The following is a 23,821-nucleotide window of genomic DNA, read 5'->3' as shown; positions in this document are numbered from 1 at the left end:
AGCATAAACATGCATGGTGATAGTTGACTCGTCTGGTTTGGCACCTGCACTAATGCCCGTGCGGGTGCCCTGTCACCGTTGACGATGCCCCGTCTCCCTCTACCGGGGACGGCAGGAAGAATCCTTGTTTGAAACGCAAGCGGATCGCCTGCACCTGGGTAAAATCTTCGAGCGGGTTCCCGGCAAGCGCCAGGAAACTGGTTTCATATCCTTCCTCGAACCGGGCAATCTTGCGGCCGGGGAAGATCGCCGCCGGTGTGGCTTCGCACCACAATTTCAGGAGGGTCAGATTGTCGAAAGGAAGCAGCATTTTGAGATTCATCACTTCAGCCAACGACGTGTCGGCATGGTCGCTGCCGATCGCCAGTTTGGCTCCGTGACGGTGTAGAAGGGTGAGGTTGGCGCGCTGCACGTCACGCGCCAATGCGCGAAGGTCCACGCCGCCATCGTGAGGAACCGAGCCCGTTTCCGGTTTCATATGATCAGGCTTGTGCCCATGAGCATGGCCGCTCGCGGCCCCGGGCATCGCCTCTCCCGCCACCGTCGTCGTGCCCACGACGATGCCCTTTGCTGCTGCGAGCCGCGCGTCCGCTTCGATGAGTCGAGCCCGCTCGGCATCCGACGCACTCTCCACCAGCCAGCCCGGCACATGGGCAATCTCATCCACCCCGGCCTGCACCGCAACTCTGAAGTCTGATGCCGATTCGACATGCGCGGTAATCGGCAGACCAGCCGCATGGGCTTTGGCCACGATCCTGGGCAAGAGCGCAGGGTTCAACCCTGTCCGTCGGTTTAGAGGCCCTTCGTGTTGGCGGGCTGAGAAATGCTCCGAGTGCACAAGATAGACCTTGAGAAAGTCGGGCTTGCCGCTGGTAATCAACGCCCACTGCTCATCCAGATCCTGCCCCCTATTCACCACGACGTAGGCCCGCCCCTGGAACCATCCAGCTTCTCGATGACCGATCACCGGCTCGTAGCGATGCAGGCGAAGGATGTCCTCGTACAGGGCAATGGGGTGGCCGCCCGTCCCGGTCATGCCTGCATGGGCGAAGACTGCGTCGATGGTGTCAGGACGATTCAGGCTATTCCTGACCGTCACCCCAAACTCCCGCACGTTATTCGGATTCTTGACGTAGAACACTCCATCCTTCAAATATCGGTTGCTCACGGCGTTCACATTCCATTCACCTTCCACGTTGTGGTTGTGCGCTTCCCCGAAGGGAGGAACAACGAAGGCACCGGCAAGATCCATGGTCTCGACAACCCCAGCCGGTGCCGTGCGAGTCAGTCGTCCTTGGACCGAGTACCAGGTCTCCTGGGTGAAACCTGTGCCGTCAAACCACCGGCCATGGAGAAACGCATAGTTCTTCACAGCCTGGGACTCAGCCGACAATAGTGATATCCCGTCGGATGGAGCGGCGCCGGAGGCGACGATCATGCCGCACCACAACGCACACCCCACACCAACAACCACACTGACCGTCTTAGCCAAACCGAGAATAGACATCGCAAAAAACTCCTTCGCTCGCATGAAAATACGACACGCTAAGGGAGACAAGCCCCTAGACGTGGACGAGCCGCTGACTGATGAAGTAGGGCAACTAGAAGAAACGAACTGGACTGGGTGGACCACGGACAAATCGCCACTGACGCGGATAGATGGCAAGGGAACGCAACACAGAGCCGTATACCACCAGCCAAGAGCCTGCGACGAAGAGTCCAACCAGGCCCACCGACAGACTTGCACCGAGGTTAGCCTGACAGGCAAAAGCGCAGAGCAGAGAATGGGAGGAATGGTTGAGCGGCGCCGCATGGTGCCGATGCTGAACCCACTCCGCAGGCGCTCCACAGGCCAGAGCCGCCACGCTGACGAGAACATACAGAATGAGGACGCTGCAGACGAAGATTTTTCTCCAGATTCCGATGTGACGATTCCGCATGAGCGATTGCATCATGACTGTCCGGTCAAGGCCATACGGGTGACGATGCCATGCTGCAGAGTACTGAGATTCATCGGCTGAAGCATGCCAAGGGCTTGGCGTATCAAACCAAACATGAAGACAGCCGTGCGCTCGCTCTCAGCCTTCGTCGGCGAGAGAACCACCGCCAATAGCAGAAAATAGACCGTCAACAGAGGCACGCCCCGTCGCATCTCGACTCCCCTTCATCTCTGCGTATTCAGAGAGGGCGAACTGTAGGACTGTGCAGGCATCTTGTCTACCGACGCCTACTCACAGATGCTCACGGATACTACAAGTCACAGAATGAGAAGAGGCGGCCTTGATCGCTGAAGTCGGCGTGAATGGTGATGCGAGGTTCGTCTAAACGTCCGTCGCAGATGCCCAAGCAGACTATGGGAAAACTATTCGAGCACAATGGAGATCCAATGGCCCACGAGATTGCGGGAAGGTCGGAATGAGTGGTGCTGACAGAGGGTTTTCACCCTGCTGCTGCCGATGACCGAAGGCACCGGCGGCAGCAGGGTCAGACGATGAACGTTACTTGCTCTTCTTTTTTCCTTCAGGCTTCTTGGCTGCCATCTCGGCATGGGCGATCGATTCTTCCGCATGAGTAATCGCTTCGTTCGCATGTTGCAGCGCTTCCTTGGCATGCGCGTCGCCGGTGCCCTTCACGGCTTCTTCGATATGCTTGATCGCTTCCTTCGTATGCGCAACCCCTTCCTTGGCGTGCTTGATCACCTCCTGGTTATGATCCTCTCCCTTCCCCGCCAGCGAGACCGCCGGCTGCAGGCAAAGACCCACACCAAGCACCGCTACTGCCATGACCGTCATCCATGTCTGCTTCATTGAACGTTCCTCCTTGATTATGAATACACCACTCGAACTTTTCGAGTACCTTGAATACGCTCCCGATAAATTGACGCCAAACGATGCCTACGGACCTGCGCTACAGGACACAGCAGGCTAACCTGCACATGCGTGAGGATAGGTTCAGCTCATGATCCATGATGCGTTTGTATTGCGCGAGCAGTTCGCTGCCGCGACGCCGAAGGACGTTGTTCATGACTACGCAGAGAATGGCGACCTGTTTGTTCCGGACCAACCCCGCGATGGATTCGTGAAAGATTCGCAAACTACCCCACCAGATCTTCGTGCCGCGCAAGCGCCCCTCTTCGACCCACCGATAGATGGCCCAGCGGCTTACCGACAAGAAATCTGCGGCTTCTCTCACGAGCAAGAGTGCTCTATCCGTAATTCCCTCCATGGCGAAATGGTCTCTGTTCCGAAGGGGGCAGGATACCCTGCCCCCTTCGACTCAGCATGAACAAGATACGGCCGGCGCTCGACTACTCCGGCATCCCGTGGTCGTCGAGCAGCTCAGGCAAGACCGCCACAGATGAGGAGGCCCCACCGGTTACAGATGAGATCGCCTGGTGTCCACCTGCGGCTGAACCAGGGAAATAGACCATCACTGATCCAGGTGTGGTCCCCACTGTAACTGTTTGCTTGATCTGATTGTCTGTCGCATTGATGACGGAGACAGAATTGTCCGTGCCGTTCGACACGACAAGGTATCTCGCTTCTGCGAGAGTGCCGGTCGGCGATCCGGTCGGTGGCTGTGCCAGCACATCAAAAGAATGTGCACCATTGACGGTTGAAATCAGGCCGACGTCCCGCAGCAATGTCAATGCAGGAGGATTCGCCGTCAGGTCCGATGCATTGAACGCAAACAGATGGTCTTTCTTCGTTGTGGACGTATTGCTGGCCACAATATAAAAGCGTCTACCATCCGGCGAAAACTTGAACGCTCCGGGGCCGGCGCCGTCTAATTCAGGAATTGTGAGATCGCTGATGGCTCGGGGATTTCCGGCAATTGCCAAATCAATCACACCCAACCTGGTTCCAAATGGAGCCGCGCTGCTGCCGCGCAGTAGCAAGAACCGTCCATCCGGAGAAATACCGAAAGCCGTGTAGTTCGTAGCAGAAAGATCCGCCACCAGCGTCACCGCCAAAGTCGTAGGATCTATCTCGACAATGGTGCGGTAGTTTTCTTGAATGCTATAGACCTTGCCGGTGAGTTTCGACCACCGAATCCCGTGAGGGTTCGAATTGTTCGTCGTGAACGCGGTGTTCAATGTCGCATCCTCAACATTACAGGTCGCCGGTGTCGGGCGCGTCGATTCCTTTACCCCGTCGCACAGATCGATTCGATTGATCAGGCGCCAGTTCGGGTCCAAACCTGGAATAGGAGTATTGTCGATCACGGCAATTTCTCCCGCGGTGCTGCTGGAGACGAACGCCCGTCTGGGGATCGTGGTGTCGGCAGCTGTCGGTTGAGAGAACGCGGTGACCTTATGCCCGTCCGCAAGCACACAGACGGTTCTTTCAACGGTCGGGGGGGTCGCACCTGGACCAAGATGCGAGTTATGGATGATCGTGACCGAACCGCCCCCTTGCGCCGCGCAGTTGATTAGATCGTCTCCTGGCGTGATGGTTCCAATTGCATTGTCACCGTCATTCATGACCCACATAACCTCTTGATCGGTCGGATCGCGATAGATATGGACCGGCCTGGTGCCGGCCGTCAGATTGACTTCGTGGACCGGCGTCGCCCCAGTAAGGGGATCGATCGTCGCAACTTGATTGGTCGCTGCAAGATTGACGAACACCCATTCCCCCAACGAGAACTGCATGTCGCCCAACGCAACGTTGCCGAAGACAGTGGGCCCCAACGTGTTGATGACGGAGCTGCCAGAATCTCCTCTCAAAGCAAGGGTGGACAGGGTCCGGTCTCCCGTATTGTTCACAAAGACCAACGGCCCTTGTAATGCCGCGCTGCCACCTGTCGTCACTGTTCCAGTGGGGGAATCTCCTGAGCTACAGCTCGCGAGACCGATGAGCGCTAGCCCGAGCACTCCCGTCTTCGCACATGATGAAAAGAGTTGTGGGTTGATGATGGATCTCATGGTTCTATCGTTCCTTCCTCGTCTGTTTCATTTCGTCGCATTTCGCTCCTTCGCAGGAGCCTCAACGTGTGTCCTGATGGCCGATTCTTTTACTCGAAACCGACAAGAAACTGAGGAGGGCCTCGGGCGACGATTCCTGCACTGAGCACTGCGATAAGGGGGATCGCACCAAGATGGCCCGACATATATCCGTTCGGAGTAGCGGATGCCCCACCACCGCGTCCAGTGGACGCCTGCGCGTCAACCCCATCACAATGCCACACGCAATGGCTGTGATTCTGTTGCCCGCTATGCCCTTGCCCCTGAGGGCAATGCGGCGTGGTCCATAGCGGAGTGAGGTTTCCATACGCTATGGAAACAGACCCGACCAACCAGAGCAGGATGCAGACACATGCCGTTGTGCGAGCGAATCTGCGCCACATCCGGCTTCCCAAAATCTGTGAGGACAGGCCCATCACCTTCGGAATCCCTTACGACCCGCCGAGCAATTGGAAAGACTTGGTCATTCCAAAGACATAACTGATTTGTTGCTCCAAGTTGCCATTGAAATCGCGCATGACCGGAATCTGCGCGATGAAATACATCGAGGCATAGTCCCAAAGGTTCAGCATGATGCCGGGCGAATAGGCCATGTAAGTCGAGCCGGTGGTAGGAATGGAGCGGAACTTCACGGTCGGATCGAGCAGAATAGCCGCGCCGCCTGGATTGAACTGAAACAGGGAGGCATCCATCGCATCGTTCTGCATCCAGCGATAATTCACTTGCTGTGTCAGGACGAGCCATTGGGCACTCTCAACCGGGATGATGTTAAGCCCTGCGCTGAGGTTCACTTCGTCCCCAAATTTATATCCATCGCTGTTCTTCAACGTATGCCGATAGCTCGCCAAGGCAAACTGATTGAGGCGGTGCGGAATCAACTCATAGCTTTGGTAAAAGGTCGGCACGAGGCCGAAATTGCCCCTGCCGATTTGCAGCGTCGATTCGGCTAGCGATCCACCCTGCACCCGTTGCCCATAGTCGCCGGTCGGCAGATCGACGCCCATGCCCACCACGATCATGCTACGTAGAGTCGGCAGCACGTTGTACTTGAGACTGACCCTGATATCCCCGACCCCCTTGTCACTATAGGGCACCGGCGTGAGGCCCCCGATCTGGGCATCGGAGTTCACATGCTTGTAGGGCACCGTAACTTGGAGTCCGAATCGGTCGGTCAGGCCATAGTTCATGTCGAGGGTCGCAGTTCGCATGAGCGTGCGAATCTGACTGGCGTTCAGGTTCGCCAGCGTCAGAGTCTTGTTCCCCTGGTTGGAAAACGGAATGCTCCCGCCCTGTCCCTCCGGCGCCTCCATCGGCGTGTAGTTGTAAATTGCATTCACGGTCAGCAAACCGGCCATTGGCACCTGCTGCTGGGAGCCGATGACCACAAAACAGCTCACGGAGCCGCAGGAGGCCTGCACCGGATCGGGACGCAGGGCCCCTGCGCTCAGAAAGCAAAGACTGAGAGAGAGAAGGACGAGCCGCCGTGATCGGAATGGGAACATCATGTGTCTCACTAGAGGTTAAGATGGTGGTGCACGAGAGGCCGCGGATGCTCCGTCGCCTCTCTATCTATTGCTGATGCCGTGAATCGAAGAAATTAGCCGAGGAGCGAGGGAGGTCCGCGTACGAAGAGGAAGAAGGGAGCTGCGATCGATATCTGATTGAGCTGCGGATCGTCGGCTAGATGCACGAATTGCAATGTCGAAACGAAGACCACCGTAGTCGTCTCGATGCTCTGACCGGCGGCACATTGCCAGGCACAGAGGCCGGTGGAATGGGTGCCGGCCTGATGCTTGGCATGGTGCTCGGCATGGGCGACCGCCGGCACCGTGAGAAGTCCGTTCACAAGAACGAGACAGACCAGCAACGACCAGACCAGCCAGGATTGTCTGAGCTTCACCATCATAAAATAAGATGCTTATCGAAGCGATGCCGCCTTGACCGGCTCCTGTTTGTGAATCTTCGCAACCACGTCGTGGATCAGCTGCTCGGTGAGCAACCCACCCTTGATGTATTCCTGCACGCGCCCCTCCTGGTCGATGAACACGCTCACGGGTAACCCGAACACGCCGAACTGGTTGGCGACTTTGTTGTCGCGATCCATGAGGACCGGAAACGTATGGCCATACTGCTTGATGTGTTCGCGCACTTTCACATCGTCTTCCAACTCGTTGATCGCCAGCACCACAAACCCTTTGTCACGGAGCTTGTCGAAGCTGGCCTGTATGGCCGGCATTTCAGTCGTGCAGGGCTTACACCAGGTGGCCCAGAAGTTCAGGAGCACGATCTTGCCGCGGTACCGACTGAGGCTCTGCGACTGGCCATCCAGATCGACCAGGTAAAAATCTTCCGCTGGCATACCGACCGCCGGAACACGCGACCCCATGCTCCACCCGTCGAAGGCGGGCCATCCCACCGATGCGATGAGCAGCATGATCGCAACAAGCAGGGTATTGGTGTTCCTTAATCTCATGTCTGCCGCCTCCGCTTCAGCCGTTCCCCTTACGATGGGTTCAGTATTTGGAACGAGTGTGTCAGCCCAAAAATGCAACTGGTTCCCTGCGCCAGACTGTTGTTGGAATCCCTCGCAAATGGAATCTGCGTGAAAAATAGAACGCCGTCATGTTGGTCCAGCTCGACTCAATCATCTGCCCTAGGCTAACCTGAAATCCTGGTGAAAACGCATGAGCCGTCCTTGATCTTATTTTCTCGCTCCCCTGCACCGCCACGTTACGCTGCCGACGCTCAGTGATCGGTCCGATTCTCGGAGATCAGCTTGTCGACCGAGTTCCCGATCACGCGCAGGCTCTGCTTGCCGATTTTTGTGGCGCTCAACTTCCCTTCATCCACCCATCGATAGACCGTCCAGCGGCTCACGTTTAGAACTACCGCCGCTTCATTGACCCGCAGTAATGACTTGTTCATGGTGCCCCTCGCTTCTGTCGTCATGTGACTCATCGCATTATCCAAAGCCCCTGGTGGAGGAGGGCGCCTCAAAGACGCCCTCCCTTCAGCTCAGGACCACTCTGCATATCCCGACAAGCTAGAACAGCCCCAACGTCACACCGCCATAGATGGCCCGGCCATAACCGGCAAAGAAGGCCTGGTTGCCCGCGGCAGCGCCGGCGGTTTCGCCACCGATGACCTGACCGGATGCGGCGTATTTCTTATCCGCAATGTTGTCCAGCTCCAGGTAGAATTTGGCGAACCGGAACCAGGAATTGTGCAGCTCGAAATTCTTGTGAATGTTCACATTCGCGACGACATAGGAGGGAATGCTGAACGTGTTGCTGTTGTTCAGGAAGTAGCTGTTGTAATAGCTGCCTTCGACCCAGCCGCCCCAACCGGTCGGCGCATGATCGTATTCAACTTTGGAGTTCAACACATCGGTCGGCACATTAGGCACCTTGTTACCGTCTCGGACCAGGAACCCGGTCGCAGTTCTATCTGAGAAATTGACGTATCTGGCCTCGACATGGGTGTAGGCGCCGGATATGCGCGTGCCTGTCACCGGCCGCCAATCGAAAGAGGCTTCAATGCCTTTGTACTTAGAGGAGTCCGCATTGACGGAAGCCGTGTTTGTTCCCGAGATCGTCTGCGTGATGATCTCGTCTTTGAAGAAGGTCATAAACCCGACGAGTTGAACGGTGAGGGTCTTGTGCAGCTTGGACTCCGTACCGATTTCCACATTCAGGTTCTTCTGCGGCTTCAAATCGAAGTTGGTCCCGGGAAGTCCCGTGACGGGATCTCGTAAGAGCTGGCTCATTTGAGGAATGCCGTATCCCACCGAGCCTCGAACCCAATGCCGATACCCATCAGCAGGCTTCCAGGTGAGCGATGTTTCCGGTGCCCAGTTCGAGTATTCACGGCTCGCGTTGGCTCGCGAAGCCAACCCCCCGGTTCCATTGTAGTTGGTCGCCTGTGTGCTAAGACGGGACTGTTCGAACCCAAGCCCGGCCGCGAGGGTCCAGGCCGGCACGAATTCCAGCTCCTCCCTGAAGCGGGCACCGATGTTGAAAATGGATCCGCGTGAATTCTGGATCAACGTTCCTTTCGTTCCGAACCCGTCGGCCAGATTCTGGAACTGATTGGCTTTCTGGTCCATCTGGTTGGTAAAGAACCCGACATAGCTCTTCAGCGGCATCGTTCCAAGCCGGCCGTCGTGCCGCAAATCGGTGTAGTGCTTGTAGTTGGGATTGGTGTTCTCGCTGATCTGCGAAAATGACTGCTGGATGTCTTTGACGTCATAGTCGGCCTCCATCGTCAGCACCGTGTTCGCGTCGATCTGCCGCTCGTACATGCCCCCGATGATCGTGCGACGATCGACGCGGCCCTGATTGAGCAAGAGCGAGTTTGCGCAACCGCCGTTATAGGTGCCGGGCGTGCATGTCGTTTGCGCTCCACCGGCCTGCCTGTCATCGGCATGAAACTGGGCTTGAGTCAGTCTGGTCGGCACTTTCGTATTCAGCCAGTTGGTGATCGCCTTAAAGTAGAAATTCTGTTTGTCATCTGCCTTGAAGCGGACATTAAAGTTGAACGTCTGGGTGTTGTAATTGCTGTTCCGGATATAGCCGTCTTCAGAGACCTGACTGGCCAACATGGCAATGTCGACTTTTTCCGTTTCTTGGCCAACCGCGAGGCCATACTTTTGGTATCCGTAGGAACCACCGGACAGAAACGTCTCTACTCCGTTGATGTCGCCTCCCCGCCTAGTCCTGAACTGCACCATTCCACCGAGCGCATAGTTGTCGTACAGGGACGACGACGCGCCTCGAGTGACTTCGACGCTCCTCATAAACCAGGGATCATGGAGATCGAGCCGCGACAGCCCGTCGGATTGGGTCTGGATAAATCCGTCTTCGTAAATTTTGATGTCGCGAGTCGCGAAGGAGGTTTTGACGCCCTGTCCGCGAATCGTAATGCTGAAGTCACGCGGCCCGTTCGCCTGGCGCAGGACCACACCCGGAAGCGATTCCATGGATTCCTTCATCGTTCTGGTCGGCTGTGAGTTCGTTTCCGCCGGGATCGTCGCCGACAACGAAAGGCCCTCCGGCCTCTTCTGAAACCGTTTGCTGACGATGCTGAGGTCTGACAGCTCATACTCCGGCATAGCCTCAGATGCTTCGGGTGCCACTGTTTCAGTGACCACCTTCGGCCTTTCGCTCGGCGGCATGGCCCCCTCCCGCGCTTTCTGAAGCTCGTCCAGCTCGTGGAGAATGCCCTTGAGTTGATCGCGCAACTGCCCTTCTCGTTGCGAGGCGGCCGGCTGAGCCGGCTCCTGTGCTGACGCAACGTGATCCATCGCGTGGACGCTTCCAAGTACTGCGACTGCCATCACGACTTGCCCGACTCTCTTGAACGACACCATGACCCCTACTCCTTCTTAGAATGAGAACTGACACAATTGCCTCCGCACAGACAGCGGCCGCACAATGTGCAGCACGGTCAGTACAGGAGAGATGACGAATGCACGATGCGTGGATGAAACGTTATGAACGAGGAGGCGCGCGGGACTGCGCCGACTGCTGGAAGAGGAACGACGATACGGACACCGCGACCAACAGCAACATGGCGACAACGTGAAGCGGTTGCGTCTGTGGCGAGGTCGCAGGAAGATCGACGGTCGGGCTGGCGTGGCAGGCCCAGGCGCACAGCGAAGAATGCGTCACACCTCCGGTGTGATGATGAGCCGAGCGCGGCTGGTTCTCATGCGCAAAGAGGCAGGCCACGGCGCTGACCGAAAGCGTCAGATACAGCGTCGCAAGGGCCAGAACCAGCGGGACGAAACACTTCCTCATTTCCCGCGCTCCATGACCTGCCGCATCACCGCCACCGCCTCCGGGCTATCCCAGGCACGAGGTCCGACGGCACGCCCGACGAGCGTGCCATCCCGTCCAATGACAATCGTGGTTGGGAGGCCTCGGACCATGAAGGAGCGTGATACTTCCTGATCTTCATCGAACAGCACCGGCAGGCTGACTCCGATGTGAGAGAGAAAGTGTGTGATGCCCTGCCGCTGCAGATCCGTTGTAACCGTGAGGAGGGCGAAATGCGCAGGGTCTACCTGCTGCTGCAGGCGCGCCAGAGATGGCATTTCTTCTTTGCAGGGCCCGCACCAGGTGGCCCAGAAATTCACCAGCACGACCTTCCCTGCTAACTCGCTCGACTTGACGACTGTGCCGTCCAGCGCCGTGAGTTCAAAGGGCGCGACCATGCTCCCGGCCGGCAACCGGCTCATCTTGAGCGAGACAAAGGGGTCGCTCGCCGACGCAGGGCCAGCCGAGATGACGCTCATGAAAGCGAGCATCGACAGGATCACAACTCGGCGCAGTAATGCATACACGATGGCAGGCTGCGGAGGAACCGTTTGGCCACGCCAGAGCTTCGAAGGTCTACTCGACTGAGCCAATGAAAACATATCCAACAGGGTGCTCAAAAAGACCGTCCAGCAAGGCCGCAGCGAGTGAAGGGCCGAGGCGTACCCGCAGGGGTACGTTGAGGGTCTGAACGATGCGAGAACGCAGCTGGTGGGCTTTTTCAGCATCCTGTACTCGTTACGGCTCCTGCCTCGCGACAACTTTCATCACCGGTAACTGGATCGTTTGCACGACCATCCGATGGTTCGGCATGGCATGCTCCATCCACGCCAAGGCCGCGAGCCCTTTCGCATTCATCGAGAGGGTGGGCGTCTGACCTTTTTTCTCATTCAATTTCTTCGGCGCGCTGAATGTCTGTCCTCGATCGAGGGACAGGCTCATCACAACTTCACGCCGAACGGGCGACTGTTCTTCCCAAACGATGATCAGACGCCCCTCCGGATCGACCGCCATTTGCGGATGATCGGGAAAGGTTCCCTTGGAGACGTTCAGTTTTTGTTTGGGAGAAAAGGTGGCGCCACGGTCGTCCGAATAGGCCAGGAACACCGCAGGGGTCTCATCCATCCCCTCGGTATACCAGACGACATAGAGTCTTCCGAGCCGATCCGTCCCGATCGAGGCGGGCCGATGCGGACAGCCGGGGAACACCCACTGGTCATGGCCCACGATGACCGGTTCCGTAAAGGTCTGCCCGCCGTCAGTGGAACGCGCGACCACCGTTTCGCGGAGATCGCCGGGGAGAATCTTGCGCCAGGCCACATAGAGCGTCCCGTCCGGTCCTGTCGTGAGTGACGTCCGGCAACAGACACAGGTATTCTCGTCCACCTTGAGGTTCTTCACGACGGTGCGGCCATGATCGGTCGAACGCGTCACAAAGGTGCCGGATTCCTTCTTGCCCTCTCGCCCATCGATCCAGACTACATGCACCACACCGTCAGCGGCGACGTGAAGCGAATCGAAGCTGTGGCCGATAACCTGCTCATCGTCGTTCACCAGAATCGACGGGAGAAAGGTTCTGCCGCCGTCCGTGGACCGACTCAGCCTCAGTTCATTTGAAAACGGCTTGTCCGCCGTCGATTTCGGATGGGTCAAGGCCCAGGTCAGAAACACCTCGTCTCCGGCCACGGCTAGCGCCGGCGCTTCCTGCCGCATGTAGGGCGCGTCGGTCGGTTGGTTCACGGTGACTGGAGCCCCGATCGGCCCTTCCGGCTTTTCTGTTCTCGAGTAGAACACCGTGCGTGTATTCTTGTCCTCTTCTACCCAGGCCATCGAGATACGGCCTTGTTCGTCGATCCGGACGGAAGGCCCCACGACTGCTCTTACGTTATGATCCGTCGTCAGTTTCGGACCGAACCGCAAAGCCTGCTCCGGCTCAGCCAGCGCGATCGACGCAAGCGAGACAGCGCCGATCGCAATTCCAACCGTCCAGGCCAGTCTTTTGATACTGAATTTTCGCTCAATCATCTGGCGTACCTCACTTCGACCCTCGAATGGACAGAAACATCTCGCGCCCACTTGAACATTGGCCTGCGCTCACTCAGAACATCGACGCAAACGACTCCTTCGACTACCCCCCGAGGCTATAGACCATCGGCACGAGTACCGCTATCTCGGCAGCGCCAATCGCATTTTTCAGATGCAGCGGACAGGCCAACCGGATGGCCTCCATGGCTGCATTATCAAGCGACTCATGACCGGAACTTCGATGCACCTTCACGTCCGACAGATGGCCATCGGCTCGAATGACTGCACGGAGCACAACCTTTCCTTCCAAGCCATTGAGGCGCGCGGCGCTGGGGTACCGTTTCACCTCTGCCAGTCGTCGCCTTAGCGATTCGGCCAGCCAGCCATAGTCGGCTTTGACAGCTGGCGCTGGCGCCGGACTCGTTGCCATGGCGACTTGCGGCGCCACCTCTCTGACGACAGCCTCGGTAGGCTTCCCGTCGCTTGCAGCAGCAGCGGCCGGCACCGGGGAGGCAGGCATGTCCGGATCGCGGGTCAACGAAGCGGTCTCTATGGCGCGCGCTTCAACAGCATGTGTTGAGGCGCTGGTTACTGGCTCGGGATGACTCACGGCCTGCTGCACCGATGCCGCAATGATCGCCGGTTCAGTGCTTACGGCTTCATGGTGCATGACGGGAGCAATCGACTCGACGACGGCCTGCTGAGCCTGCTGAACCACTGCCGGCTGTTGTTCCTTGATTGGCGTCACCGTCTCGGTCCTCGTTTGCACCGCCATGGTCTGTTGAATCGGCTGGCTCGGCTCGACCACCTGGCGGATCTCACGCTGCACCACCGGCGTCACCTCGCGAGTCTGCACTTGCTGCGTAACCATCTGGGGTTGCGCGGGGGCCGGGGCGGCTTGCCGCGTTGTCGGCTTCGCTGGCTCCTGAGTTGGCGTCGTTGCAGCTTGTGTCCGTTGCGGCTCGACCAGGGCTACGTCCCACTTGAAGGCTTCTTTCGGCACGACCGACTTACCCTGAGCCATGAGGCCAAGGGCCAGGGTCAATGCGACGCCGTGAAAGAGCGCAGACACCGCCCATCCTTGCAGGCGATACTGGCCATCTGAACTGAACATCACTTGATCACCACCTTGGCCACCGACTTGGCCTGCACGTCGGCCTGACCGAAATCCGACTCACCACGGAAGCTACCCGGTATCGTCAACACGAACTCACCGGTCTTGCCGTTCGCCAGCGTGACCAGCATCGTGATCCCTTCACTACCGGCCGGTTTGGCCTCGACTTGCTTGATCTTGTCGAACGGGATGTTGTTGGTCGTACTCCCGCGCTTGACCGGGAGATGCCGCAGTTCGTGAGGGACGAAGGCGGTCTCGCTGATTTTTTCTTCCCAATAGAAAATAAGATTGCGGATTTCGGTATCGACCCCCTGCGCATCTGTGACCACTGCGGTGAAGACTTTCTCGGATTTAGACTCGGCCTGTGCCATCGGCGTGAGGAGCAGCCCAACGACAACACATCCCGCGACCAGGGCACATCTCACCAAACAATAGATCCTTCGATCCGCTTTCGTATCACTTCTCATGCTTGAACCTTTCTGACATCCTCTCGCTGCAACCATACGATCATCTCTATTTCAGCGACGCCGCTTTCACCCCGGATTGGGTCTGAAGCCGAACGACTATTTCCTGTATCTTCTGCTCGGTGAGCAACCCGCCCTTGATGTATTCCTGCACTCGCCCCTCTTGGTCGATGAAGACGCTGACGGGAAGCCCGAATACCCCGAACTGGTTGGCGACTTTGTTGTCGCGATCCATGAGAACCGGGAACGTATGGCCATACTGCTTGATGTGTTCACGTACTTTCACATCGTCTTCCAGCTCGTTGATCGCCAGCACCACGAACCCTTTGTCACGAAGCTTCTCAAAGCTGGCCTGCATGGCCGGCATTTCAGTCGTGCAGGGCTTGCACCAGGTGGCCCAGAAGTTCACGAGTACGATCTTGCCACGATGCTGGCTGAGGCTCTGTGCGTTGCCCTCCAGATCGACCAGGCGAAAATCTTCCGCTGGCATGCCGACCGCCGGAACACGCGAGCCCATACTCCAGCCATCGAAGGCAGGCCATCCCATCGATGCGATGAGCAGCATGCTCGCAACAAGCAGGTTGTTGGTGTTCCTCAATCTCATGACAGCCTCCTCCGCGTCAGCCGTTTCCCCTTAGGAGGGGTTCAGCATTTGGAACGAACGTGTCAGCCCAAAGATGTAACTGGTTCCCTGCGCCAGACTGTTGTTGGAATCCCGCGCAAATGGAATCTGCGCGAAGAAATAGAACGACGTCATATTGGTCCAACTCGACTCAATCATCTGCCCTAGGTTGACCTGAAATCCTGGAGAAAACGCATGATAGGTCGAGCCAGTGGTTGGGACTGAACGATTTTTAATGGTCGGATCAATCACCTGAGGTTCATCAGGAAACGTCGCGTCGGCAGGCGTTGCAGAACGAGAGAGCGAAGAACTGAAATTATCGTGCACGAGGTAGCGATAATTCACCTGGCCCGTGAGGACCAGCCACGGTGTCGCCACGAGATTCAATCCGGCATTGAGCATATATTCATCGCCGAACTGATAACCGTCGTTATTCCGGAGGGTGTGCCGGTAACTGGCCGAAGAAAACTGATTGAGCCGATGCGGGATCAGTTCATACGTTTGATACATGGTGGGGTTCAACCCGACTTGCCCACGACCGAGCTGTGAGGGCGACTCCATAATGCTCCCGGCACTGTCATGTGCATGGGTATTGCCGGTCGGAAGATAAACGCCGAATCCCAGCACCACCATACTCCGCAACGTCGGCAGCACATTATATTTGAGACCGACACGGATATCCCCGATGCCATTCGCACCGAAATTGCTCGCCGCCCCTTCGCCATTGGCTCCATCTTCTCCGATGCCATCGATGTGCTTATGCGTGCGCCACATGTACGGAAGCGTCAGTTGCAATCCAAACCGATCGGTGACCCCATAATTCAGGTCGAGCGTTGCCTGCTGCGTAATGGTCCGAGTCTCCTGATGATGATTCAAAATCATCTGCCGGCTCGCTTGGTCGACCGCTGGGATAACTCCATTGGTTCCATCCAGTAATCGCATCGGCGTGTAATTGTACATCGCATTCGCTGTGAGGAGGCCCGCCTGAGGTACTTGTTGCTGCGACCCGATGACGACGAAACAGGACACCGCTCCGCAGGACGCCTGCGCGGGTTGGAGGTCAGCCCATGGTGAGACCATGACTGCAAGACTGAGAATGAATCCGAGGGAAAACCTGGTTCCTGCCATGATGAAGCTCGCCCTTTCTCTCTCGAGGAATCGTCCCTATCCGCCTACCCTGCAGCCCACTCAGTGGGTTGTGTGAGAAACGGAATGTGCCCGGTTACGGGCTATCTATTTTGAGCAACGAAGACTACAGAGAGAACGATGGCGGCGCGCGGCTGGGAGAAGGCTGGCACAGCTCGATTAAGGGCTGCGCAGCATGGGGAAGCGTGACGAGAGCAATCGGACTGAGTTCGGCTTCAAATGTGACGAACGCACTATCGAGCACCGTCCCGGCGGCACACATCCAGGAGCACAGCACCGTGCCATGCGTCGCAGCCTGATGGTGGGCATGGTGTCCGGCATGTTCGACCGACTGTGCCTGAGCCAATCCGCCGACGGAGAGGACCAAGAACACGAGAAGGATCGACACATATTTGAGAACGGTGTGGTTCATCGTATACAGACCGAGTGATTTGGCTGAATGCTAATGGAGACTGCTGGGCCTGTCAAGCCGACAACTCGACACCTGAGCCTCTGCTGATTGGATTGTAGGATTCAGGGAAAAGATCCTGTATACTGCGCGGATTACTTTCGGAGGCATCGGCGTTCGTTCCGATCAACAGTACTATGGTTACGCAATTACTCAATCTGATCTTCGGCAGCAAAAACGATCGTGAAATCAAGGCGCTCCACCCGACGGTTGAGCGGATCAATGGCCTGGAATCCGGCCTGACGCCGCTCTCCGATCAGGCGCTCGCGGATAAAACCCCTGAGTTCAAGGCGCGTATCGCAGCCGGCGAAACGTTGGACGATATCCTGCCGGAGGCCTTCGCCGTCTGCCGCGAGATGTCCCGCCGCAAGCTGAGCATGCGCCATTTCGACGTGCAGTTGATCGGCGGTATCATTCTTCACCGGGGCCGCATCTCCGAAATGAAGACCGGCGAGGGGAAAACCCTGGTGGCCACGCTGCCGGTCTATCTGAATGCCCTCGAAGGAAAAGGTGTCCATCTCATCACCGTGAACGACTACCTCGCCAAGCGCGATGCCCAATGGATGAGCGTGCTGTATCACGCGCTGGGACTGACAATCGGTATCATTCAGCATGACGCCTCATTTTTCTTCGATCCGACCTATGACGCGTCCGACAAACGGCTCCAGTCTCTCCGTCCCTGCACGAGGCCCGAGGCCTATCGTGCCGACATCACCTACGGCACCAATAACGAGTACGGGTTCGATTACCTTCGCGACAATCTGGTTGTCACCGATCTCGCGCAGTGCGTGCAACGCGAGCTGAACTTCGCTATCGTGGATGAAGTCGACAGCATTCTCATCGACGAAGCCCGCACACCCTTGATTATCTCCGGTCCGACGGATGAAACGACCGACCTCTACTACCGCATCAACTCGATCATCCCGCAGCTGAAGCCGGAACAGGACTACACGGTTGAAGAAAAGACGAAGACCGCGTCGTTGACCGAAGACGGCAACGTCCGGGTCGAACAATTGCTCGGCGTGGACAATCTCTACGACCCCGACCATATGGATCTCGTCCATCACGTCGTCAAAGCCCTCCAGGCCTATGCCCTCTACAAGCGGGACGTGGACTATGTAGTGAAAGACGGCGAAGTCATCATCGTGGACGAGTTCACCGGCCGACTCATGGCGGGACGCCGCTGGAGCGACGGGCTGCACCAAGCCGTCGAGGCCAAAGAAGGCGTCAAGATCGCCAACGAGAATCAAACGCTGGCCTCGGTCACCTTCCAGAATTATTTCCGGATGTACAAGAAGCTCGGCGGCATGACCGGCACGGCGGACACGGAAGCGGCGGAATTTGCCAAGATTTACAATCTCGACGTGAACGTGGTCCCGACCAATCGCAAAATGGTCCGGCTGGATTATGCCGACGTCGTCTACCGGACCGAGAAAGAAAAGTTCGCCGCGATCGTCGAAGACATCAAGGATTGTCACGAGCGCGGCCAGCCTGTCCTAGTCGGCACGATTTCCATCGAAAAATCGGAGCGGCTCGCCGGCATCTTGAGTCGGAACGGCGTCAAACATAACGTCCTCAACGCCAAGCAGCATGAACGGGAAGCCGAGATCATCGCCCAGGCCGGCCGCAAGGGCGCCGTCACCATCGCCACGAACATGGCGGGCCGCGGCACCGACATTCTCCTGGGCGGTAATCCCGACTTCATGTTCAAACAGATCCTCTACCGGGAAGAGAACCTGCCGGAAGCACGCAAGCTGGAGATCTCCGAAGAGATCCGGTCCGACTGCGAGAAGGACAAGCAGGCGGTCATCGCGGCCGGCGGACTCCACATTCTCGGAACCGAACGCCACGAAAGCCGCCGGATCGACAACCAGCTCCGTGGCCGCGCCGGTCGCCAAGGCGATCCCGGTTCGTCACGATTTTATCTGTCGTTGGAAGACGACCTGATGCGGATCTTCGCCTCCGAGCGGGTCTCCCAACTGATGCTCAAGCTCGGCATGGAAGAAGGCGTCCCGATCGAGCATGGAATGGTCACCAGGGCCATCGCCAATGCCCAGAAGAAGGTCGAGGCCCACAACTTCGAAATCCGGAAACAGCTGCTCGAATACGACGACGTCATGAACAAGCAGCGCGAGGTGATCTACCAACACCGGCGCGCCGTCTTGGGCGGATCGAATCTGAAAGACGACCTGCTCGACATGATGGACGGCCTAGTGGACGCCGCGCTGAACATCTATTGCCCGGCCGAACAATACCCCGAAGAATGGGACATCAAGGGGCTCGCGGAGCTCATGCATAGCCAGTTCGCCTTCGACATCTCCCAGGGCAAGAGCGACGGCGGCGAGGCACTCCGAGACATGGGACGCGATGCCTTAATCGAAGACCTGCGTATGCAGGTACGCCAGGCCTATGACCAGAGGGAACAGGATCTCGGCTCAGATTTGATGCGCTTCCTGGAAAAGAACTTCATGCTCCAGGTCGTCGACCACCATTGGAAAGACCACCTCCTGGGAATGGATCACCTGCGCGACGGCATCGGCCTGCGCGGCTACGGACAGAAAGATCCGCTCATTGAGTACAAGCGCGAGGGGTACGATCTCTTTGCCGGCATGATGGAACGGGTCAAGGCCGATGCGCTCGATCGGCTCTTCCATGTCCAGGCAGTCCGGAACGAGGAGCAAGCCGCAGCTCCACCACCACCACCCGTCATCTCACGCCCCCAGCCCACCTTCATCCTCAATCGCGGTGAAGAACCGGTCGCACCTCAGACGGTGCATCACAGCGACGACAAAGTCGGCCGCAACGACCCCTGCCCCTGCGGCAGCGGGAAAAAATATAAGAAGTGCCACGGAATATAAGCTGACAGCAGACCGAACTTGCTCCCCTCCTCAGGGCTTACCCGCCACATCTTTCTTCTATTCAAAAAGACCGGTCTGACAGAGTCGGAAACGCACGATGCGTTACAGATTCCCCCTGATCTCGCCTTGACTTAGCGGCGACCGGAAAGTTAATCTACGCCTCTTTTCCCCTCCCTGAGGTGCAGGCATAGTCTGCCCGTTTTCTCGGGTTGGTTCGAGCTGTCTTCACAGAGCCGAAGGAGTGGTCTGTGTCATTGGGACATCCGGAACTCGTCGCTGCGATTTCGTCCGAAATCACCCGGAACGGACCGATTCCCTTCGTCCGTTTCATGGAACTGGCCCTCTACCATCCTCACTACGGCTATTACATGCGTCAACCGGAAGGTGCGAACGCTGAACGGATCGGCTGGTCCGGCGATTTCTACACCAGCTCCGATGTACATCCGATCCTTGGCCGTGCCATTGCTGCGCAGGCCCGGCAAATGGATGAACTACTGGGTCGCCCCACTCCCTTCACAATCGTCGAAATGGGTGCAGGCAAAGGCTTATTAGCCCGGGATTGTCTGGCGGAGATCCATGCCAAACAGGATGACTTCGCTTCACGTGTCCGCTATGTGCTCATCGAGCGGAGCCCTGCGATGCAGGCACTCCAGCGACAGAATCTGGCCCCCTGGGTGAATCAGCCCGGGCTGGTGACCTGGGTCGAAGGATTGGATGCCCTCGCCCTTCAGAGCGTAGCCGGCCTGTTCTTCAGCAATGAACTCGTGGATGCCTTCCCGGTTCACCGCATTCAAAAGGTCGCCGGTCAGGCACAAGAACTCTTTGTCGACTATCGGGATGGGCGCTTTGAGGAATGTCTCAAGCCCCTGTCGAATCCTGCGCTCGATCGATATATCCAGAAGCTCGAACCGAGCTGGCCGGACGGGTACCGAACCGAGGTCAATCTTCAGGCCTTGGACTGGATGGCACAAGTCGCGCAACGGATCGATCGTGGATTCGTGGTGACGATCGACTATGGTCATACGGCAGAAGACTTGTACGGACCAGAGCGGAAGGACGGCACCTTCCTCTGCTACTACCAACAGTTGACCGGCGATGTGCCCTATGTGCGTATCGGCGAACAAGACATGACCGCCCATGTGGACTTCACCGGCCTGGCGACCGTCGGAGCTGCCGCTGGCTTGGCGGTGACAGGCTTTACGAACCAGATGAGTTTTCTCATGGGGCTCGGGGTGGAAGAGATGATCGGCCAGCTCGACCCGGAGAGTCCAGAGTTCGGCGCGGCCATCCATCTCCTCAAGCCAGACGGGATGGGACGGACCTTCAAAATCCTGATGCAGCATCGCGGGGTTGAACGGCCGGACCTTGACGGGCTGAAGTTCAAACCCTTCTTTGGCTCGGCACTGATATCGGATCAGGCGCAAGGCAAGGGGCAAGAGGCAAGGGGGCACTATCCGACCTCTCGCCACTCACCTCTAGCCCCTAGCCTACAGGCGTAACGAAAATGGGTAACACCGCTATTCCAGAGAACTACATACCGATTCTCCTGTTTATCGGCATTGCCATTGTCTTCGGCGCGGTCTCGCTTGGCGCCGGCTGGTTCGTCCGTCCAAGCCGTCCCTATCGCGCCAAGCTGACGCCCTATGAGAGCGGAAGCCCGTTGTTTTCAGACGCGCGCATTCAGTTCCCGATGCGCTACTACATCATCGCGATGCTGTTCGTCATCTTCGATATTGAGATCATTTTCATGGTCCCCTGGGCCGTCCGATATCAGTCGCTCGGCCTGCTGGGACTGATCGAAATGCTCGTATTTTTGGGTATTCTGCTGGTCGGATTCTGGTACGCCTGGAAGAAGGGGGCGCTCGAGTGGGATTAGACGCGAGGCTAGAGGCGAGTGGCAAGGGGGAAACCGCCCATTGCCTTTGGCCTCTAGCCCCTAGCCTGGAGTTACATTTATGAGCTTTTTAGAACGGCAATTTGAGGCGAATATTCTGACGACCAATCTGGATGCAGTCGTGAATTGGTCCCGGAAATCGGCCCTTTGGCCGATGACCTTCGGGCTTGCCTGCTGCGCCATCGAAATGATTGCGAGCGTGTCGTCGCGGTACGACCTGGATCGGTTCGGCGCCGGGGTCTTTCGGGCCTCGCCGCGACAGTCCGATCTCATGATCATCGCCGGCACGGTGTCGCGCAAGATGGCGCCGGTGATCCGCCGCATCTACGACCAGATGCCGGAACCACGCTACGTTATTTCGATGGGCTCCTGCGCCACGTCCGGCAACCACTACAATAGTTACGCCGTGGTCCAGGGCGTCGACCAGATCATTCCGGTCGATGTGTACGTGCCTGGTTGTCCGCCCCGTCCTGAAGCGTTGATCGATGGATTATTGAAGCTCCAAGAAAAGATTCAGCGGGAAAAGGTGTTCGTAAAATAGCCCGCGAGGCGAACGAGAATGGCGGGGCATGCGTGACGAGTCAATCGCGCGTGTCTCGCGAATCTCGCACTTCTCGCAATGAGGATGATGCAAGCTTTACTCGATAGCCTGAAGGCGAAATTCCCTGACGCGATCCTCGCGACCTACGTCGATGCGGCACGTGCTGAAACGGCCGTCTCCGTTGCGGCCGCGTGCTTGTTGGACATTGCGCGCTATTTATACGATGCGCCGGGAGCAACCTTCGACCACCTCACGGATATCTGCTCGGTCGATTATCCAGAAGACCGGCTGCGGTTCGAAGTCGTCTACCACTTGCATTCGCTCCCGCTTCGCCAACGTCTTCGCCTTAAGGTCCGCCTCACGGAAGACGACCCGACGATTGCGTCGGTCACCGGCATCTGGAAGGGAGCGGAGTTCCTGGAACGCGAAGTGTTCGACATGATGGGCATTCGTTTTTCCGGCCATCCCGATCTCCGGCGCATCTTGATGCCGGAAGATTATGCTGAGGGATACCCCTTGCGGAAAGACTTCCCGACCGAAGGCCGTGGCTGGCGCAGCGAGTTCGACTTCATCCCCAAAATGGACGACTCCCCGCTCGACGTGAGTCTGTTTGAGATCCCCGAAGAGCAGAAGAACGCCTTTCGCGCTGAACCAGGCTTGCCCAGTTCCCGGCGGAAAGAAGAGCTGTTGCTGAACATGGGGCCACAGCATCCAAGCACCCACGGCGTCTTGCGTGTGGTCCTCGAATTGGACGGCGAACGGATCGTGAAAGCCACACCGGACCTCGGCTACCTACATCGAGGCGTCGAGAAATTGTCAGAGGGATTGACCTACATGCAGATCATCCCGCACACGGATCGGCTCGACTATGTCTGTGCCATGTCCAACAACTATGCCTACGTGCGGGCCGTGGAGAAACTCCTCGAGATTACGGTACCGGTCCGGGCCGAATACATCAGGACCATCGTGGCCGAGATGCAACGTATCATCGGGCACCTCTTCTGGCTCGGCACCCAGGCCCTCGATATCGGCGCCATGACCGTATTCTTCTGGACCTTCCGGGAACGCGAGATTCTCTTGGACATGTTCGAAAAGCTCTGCGGCGCCCGTCTGACATTGAACTATTACCGCATCGGCGGCGTCGACAGCGACTTCACGCCCGAACTGGTCCAACGGATGAAGACGTTTCTCCAGACCTTTCCCGAGAAGGTCAAGGAATACGACTCGCTCATCGCATCGAATCGCATCTGGCTGGGCCGCACGAAGAACGTGGCCGTCCTTTCGGCCGAAGACGCGATCAATTTCGGCTGCACCGGGCCGGTCTTGCGCGGGTCCGGCGTCGCCTACGATATCCGCAAAGAAGAGCCGTACGGCGTGTATGACAAAGTCGAGTGGGACGTGCCGGTCGGCAAACATGGCGACACCTACGACCGGTACTGGATTCGCATGGAAGAAATGCGGCAAAGCGCCAGAATCATCGCCCAATGTCTCGATCAGCTACCGGCGGGACCGATCATGGCCGAAGCGCCGCAATATATTCCGCCGCCCAAAGAGCTGGTCATGCGGGACATGGAAAGCCTGATTCATCATTTCATCATTTACACCCAAGGCATCAAACCACCGAAGGCCGAGACTTACTGTGCGACCGAAGCCCCGAAGGGCGAATTGGGATTTTTCATCGTCAGCGACGGCAGTCCACGCCCCTATCGCATGAAAATTCGCTCGCCATCCTTTGTGCACATGGGCGCCTTCGACCATATGGCGAGAGGCTATTTGATTTCAGACATCATCACGATCTTCGGGACCTATGACATCGTGATGGGCGAGTGTGATAGGTGAGGGCTCGTGGGATAGAGCCTTGCTCGCGCAACGCGCGGCCTCAGAAGGCCCTTGTTGGACGCGCGCAGTCGGCCCCATCACCCCGTCG

The 23,821-nt window shown here is 57.6% G+C and carries 24 protein-coding genes; 5 read left to right on the top strand and 19 right to left on the bottom strand.

The genetic code is table 11. From position 1 onward, the window contains the following. Nucleotides 1–49: 49 nt before the first annotated feature. From Q8N00_14540 to Q8N00_14450, 19 genes are all read right to left on the bottom strand, one after another. Complete coding sequence (locus Q8N00_14540; GenBank protein MDP2384012.1) at nt 50–1,507, bottom strand: hypothetical protein; 1,458 nt, start codon at nt 1,505–1,507, stop codon at nt 50–52. A 94-nt stretch (nt 1,508–1,601) separates the two neighbouring features. Continuing rightward, on the bottom strand, nt 1,602–1,955 hold the full coding sequence (locus Q8N00_14535) for a hypothetical protein (GenBank protein MDP2384011.1): 354 nt from the start codon (nt 1,953–1,955) through the stop codon (nt 1,602–1,604). After that, nucleotides 1,952–2,152: a hypothetical protein gene (locus Q8N00_14530; GenBank protein ID MDP2384010.1), complete on the bottom strand. Its 201-nt coding sequence runs from the start codon at nt 2,150–2,152 to the stop codon at nt 1,952–1,954. Before Q8N00_14530 ends, Q8N00_14535 begins: the two co-directional genes overlap by 4 nt. Before the next feature lie 346 nt (nt 2,153–2,498). Further along, nucleotides 2,499–2,807, bottom strand: coding sequence for a hypothetical protein (locus tag Q8N00_14525; protein ID MDP2384009.1), 309 nt, complete (start codon nt 2,805–2,807; stop codon nt 2,499–2,501). Between the two features lie 100 nt (nt 2,808–2,907). Further along, nucleotides 2,908–3,225, bottom strand: a complete 318-nt coding sequence (locus Q8N00_14520; GenBank protein MDP2384008.1) for an excisionase family DNA-binding protein — start codon at nt 3,223–3,225, stop codon at nt 2,908–2,910. A gap of 82 nt (nt 3,226–3,307) precedes the next feature. Next, nucleotides 3,308–4,927, bottom strand: coding sequence for a hypothetical protein (locus tag Q8N00_14515; GenBank protein MDP2384007.1), 1,620 nt, complete (start codon nt 4,925–4,927; stop codon nt 3,308–3,310). Nucleotides 4,928–5,397: 470 nt separating this feature from the next. Further along, on the bottom strand, nt 5,398–6,471 hold the full coding sequence (locus Q8N00_14510; GenBank protein MDP2384006.1) for a transporter: 1,074 nt from the start codon (nt 6,469–6,471) through the stop codon (nt 5,398–5,400). A gap of 92 nt (nt 6,472–6,563) precedes the next feature. Beyond that, complete coding sequence (locus Q8N00_14505; GenBank protein MDP2384005.1) at nt 6,564–6,872, bottom strand: hypothetical protein; 309 nt, start codon at nt 6,870–6,872, stop codon at nt 6,564–6,566. Nucleotides 6,873–6,884: 12 nt separating this feature from the next. After that, on the bottom strand, nt 6,885–7,439 hold the full coding sequence (locus Q8N00_14500; GenBank protein ID MDP2384004.1) for a redoxin domain-containing protein: 555 nt from the start codon (nt 7,437–7,439) through the stop codon (nt 6,885–6,887). Nucleotides 7,440–7,711: 272 nt separating this feature from the next. Continuing rightward, nucleotides 7,712–7,891, bottom strand: a complete 180-nt coding sequence (locus Q8N00_14495) for a helix-turn-helix domain-containing protein (protein MDP2384003.1) — start codon at nt 7,889–7,891, stop codon at nt 7,712–7,714. 118 nt (nt 7,892–8,009) lie between these two features. Beyond that, nucleotides 8,010–10,334, bottom strand: coding sequence for a TonB-dependent receptor (locus Q8N00_14490; protein ID MDP2384002.1), 2,325 nt, complete (start codon nt 10,332–10,334; stop codon nt 8,010–8,012). Between the two features lie 121 nt (nt 10,335–10,455). Next, the gene (locus Q8N00_14485) at nt 10,456–10,764 is read right to left on the bottom strand and encodes a hypothetical protein (protein MDP2384001.1); all 309 of its coding nucleotides are present in this window, start codon (nt 10,762–10,764) and stop codon (nt 10,456–10,458) included. Further along, nucleotides 10,761–11,273: a TlpA disulfide reductase family protein gene (locus tag Q8N00_14480; protein ID MDP2384000.1), complete on the bottom strand. Its 513-nt coding sequence runs from the start codon at nt 11,271–11,273 to the stop codon at nt 10,761–10,763. Before Q8N00_14480 ends, Q8N00_14485 begins: the two co-directional genes overlap by 4 nt. Nucleotides 11,274–11,520: 247 nt before the next feature. Further along, nucleotides 11,521–12,807 carry a sialidase family protein gene (locus Q8N00_14475; protein ID MDP2383999.1) on the bottom strand — a complete coding sequence of 429 codons (1,287 nt, stop codon included), beginning with the start codon at nt 12,805–12,807 and terminating at the stop codon, nt 11,521–11,523. A 103-nt stretch (nt 12,808–12,910) separates the two neighbouring features. Beyond that, entirely contained in the window at nt 12,911–13,921 is a 1,011-nt protein-coding gene (locus tag Q8N00_14470; protein MDP2383998.1) for a TonB family protein, read from the bottom strand. After that, nucleotides 13,921–14,346: a hypothetical protein gene (locus Q8N00_14465; protein MDP2383997.1), complete on the bottom strand. Its 426-nt coding sequence runs from the start codon at nt 14,344–14,346 to the stop codon at nt 13,921–13,923. The genes Q8N00_14470 and Q8N00_14465 overlap by 1 nt, the downstream gene beginning before the upstream one ends. Nucleotides 14,347–14,434: 88 nt before the next feature. Further along, a complete protein-coding gene (locus tag Q8N00_14460; protein MDP2383996.1) occupies nt 14,435–14,989 on the bottom strand; it encodes a TlpA disulfide reductase family protein in 555 nt (184 codons plus the stop codon). 30 nt (nt 14,990–15,019) lie between these two features. Further along, nucleotides 15,020–16,135 (bottom strand): transporter, encoded by a 1,116-nt coding sequence (locus tag Q8N00_14455; GenBank protein MDP2383995.1) that lies wholly within the window; start codon nt 16,133–16,135, stop codon nt 15,020–15,022. A gap of 124 nt (nt 16,136–16,259) precedes the next feature. Then, a complete protein-coding gene (locus tag Q8N00_14450; protein ID MDP2383994.1) occupies nt 16,260–16,565 on the bottom strand; it encodes a hypothetical protein in 306 nt (101 codons plus the stop codon). 173 nt (nt 16,566–16,738) lie between these two features. On the opposite strand from Q8N00_14450, the gene secA reads away from it, so the two are divergent. The 5 genes from secA (at nt 16,739) to nuoD (ending at nt 23,733) form a co-directional block, all read left to right on the top strand. After that, complete coding sequence (secA, locus tag Q8N00_14445; protein MDP2383993.1) at nt 16,739–19,459, top strand: preprotein translocase subunit SecA; 2,721 nt, start codon at nt 16,739–16,741, stop codon at nt 19,457–19,459. Between the two features lie 248 nt (nt 19,460–19,707). Then, nucleotides 19,708–20,958, top strand: a complete 1,251-nt coding sequence (locus Q8N00_14440; GenBank protein MDP2383992.1) for an SAM-dependent methyltransferase — start codon at nt 19,708–19,710, stop codon at nt 20,956–20,958. Between the two features lie 5 nt (nt 20,959–20,963). Beyond that, complete coding sequence (ndhC, locus tag Q8N00_14435; protein MDP2383991.1) at nt 20,964–21,335, top strand: NADH-quinone oxidoreductase subunit A; 372 nt, start codon at nt 20,964–20,966, stop codon at nt 21,333–21,335. 79 nt (nt 21,336–21,414) lie between these two features. Further along, nucleotides 21,415–21,894 carry an NADH-quinone oxidoreductase subunit B family protein gene (locus tag Q8N00_14430; protein MDP2383990.1) on the top strand — a complete coding sequence of 160 codons (480 nt, stop codon included), beginning with the start codon at nt 21,415–21,417 and terminating at the stop codon, nt 21,892–21,894. A gap of 84 nt (nt 21,895–21,978) precedes the next feature. Further along, nucleotides 21,979–23,733 carry an NADH dehydrogenase (quinone) subunit D gene (gene nuoD / locus Q8N00_14425; protein MDP2383989.1) on the top strand — a complete coding sequence of 585 codons (1,755 nt, stop codon included), beginning with the start codon at nt 21,979–21,981 and terminating at the stop codon, nt 23,731–23,733. Nucleotides 23,734–23,821 lie beyond the last annotated feature (88 nt).

It is taken from the genome of Nitrospirota bacterium, assembly GCA_030684575.1.
GTDB lineage: Bacteria > Nitrospirota > Nitrospiria > Nitrospirales > Nitrospiraceae > Palsa-1315.
Note: the sequence above shows the minus strand (reverse complement) of the source record. Positions and strands in the feature narration are given on the sequence as shown.

Bases quoted from the DNA above. Each gene is read 5' to 3' on its own strand.
- Q8N00_14540 (MDP2384012.1), bottom strand. From the start codon at position 1,507: ATGTCTATTCTCGGTTTGGCTAAGACGGTCAGTGTGGTTGTTGGTGTG.
- Q8N00_14535 (MDP2384011.1), bottom strand. From the start codon at position 1,955: ATGATGCAATCGCTCATGCGGAATCGTCACATCGGAATCTGGAGAAAA.
- Q8N00_14530 (MDP2384010.1), bottom strand. From the start codon at position 2,152: ATGCGACGGGGCGTGCCTCTGTTGACGGTCTATTTTCTGCTATTGGCG.
- Q8N00_14525 (MDP2384009.1), bottom strand. From the start codon at position 2,807: ATGAAGCAGACATGGATGACGGTCATGGCAGTAGCGGTGCTTGGTGTG.
- Q8N00_14520 (MDP2384008.1), bottom strand. From the start codon at position 3,225: ATGGAGGGAATTACGGATAGAGCACTCTTGCTCGTGAGAGAAGCCGCA.
- Q8N00_14515 (MDP2384007.1), bottom strand. From the start codon at position 4,927: ATGAGATCCATCATCAACCCACAACTCTTTTCATCATGTGCGAAGACG.
- Q8N00_14510 (MDP2384006.1), bottom strand. From the start codon at position 6,471: ATGATGTTCCCATTCCGATCACGGCGGCTCGTCCTTCTCTCTCTCAGT.
- Q8N00_14505 (MDP2384005.1), bottom strand. From the start codon at position 6,872: ATGATGGTGAAGCTCAGACAATCCTGGCTGGTCTGGTCGTTGCTGGTC.
- Q8N00_14500 (MDP2384004.1), bottom strand. From the start codon at position 7,439: ATGAGATTAAGGAACACCAATACCCTGCTTGTTGCGATCATGCTGCTC.
- Q8N00_14495 (MDP2384003.1), bottom strand. From the start codon at position 7,891: ATGAACAAGTCATTACTGCGGGTCAATGAAGCGGCGGTAGTTCTAAAC.
- Q8N00_14490 (MDP2384002.1), bottom strand. From the start codon at position 10,334: ATGGTGTCGTTCAAGAGAGTCGGGCAAGTCGTGATGGCAGTCGCAGTA.
- Q8N00_14485 (MDP2384001.1), bottom strand. From the start codon at position 10,764: ATGAGGAAGTGTTTCGTCCCGCTGGTTCTGGCCCTTGCGACGCTGTAT.
- Q8N00_14480 (MDP2384000.1), bottom strand. From the start codon at position 11,273: ATGCTCGCTTTCATGAGCGTCATCTCGGCTGGCCCTGCGTCGGCGAGC.
- Q8N00_14475 (MDP2383999.1), bottom strand. From the start codon at position 12,807: ATGATTGAGCGAAAATTCAGTATCAAAAGACTGGCCTGGACGGTTGGA.
- Q8N00_14470 (MDP2383998.1), bottom strand. From the start codon at position 13,921: ATGTTCAGTTCAGATGGCCAGTATCGCCTGCAAGGATGGGCGGTGTCT.
- Q8N00_14460 (MDP2383996.1), bottom strand. From the start codon at position 14,989: ATGAGATTGAGGAACACCAACAACCTGCTTGTTGCGAGCATGCTGCTC.
- Q8N00_14455 (MDP2383995.1), bottom strand. From the start codon at position 16,135: ATGGCAGGAACCAGGTTTTCCCTCGGATTCATTCTCAGTCTTGCAGTC.
- Q8N00_14450 (MDP2383994.1), bottom strand. From the start codon at position 16,565: ATGAACCACACCGTTCTCAAATATGTGTCGATCCTTCTCGTGTTCTTG.
- secA (MDP2383993.1), top strand. From the start codon at position 16,739: ATGGTTACGCAATTACTCAATCTGATCTTCGGCAGCAAAAACGATCGT.
- ndhC (MDP2383991.1), top strand. From the start codon at position 20,964: ATGGGTAACACCGCTATTCCAGAGAACTACATACCGATTCTCCTGTTT.
- Q8N00_14430 (MDP2383990.1), top strand. From the start codon at position 21,415: ATGAGCTTTTTAGAACGGCAATTTGAGGCGAATATTCTGACGACCAAT.
- nuoD (MDP2383989.1), top strand. From the start codon at position 21,979: ATGATGCAAGCTTTACTCGATAGCCTGAAGGCGAAATTCCCTGACGCG.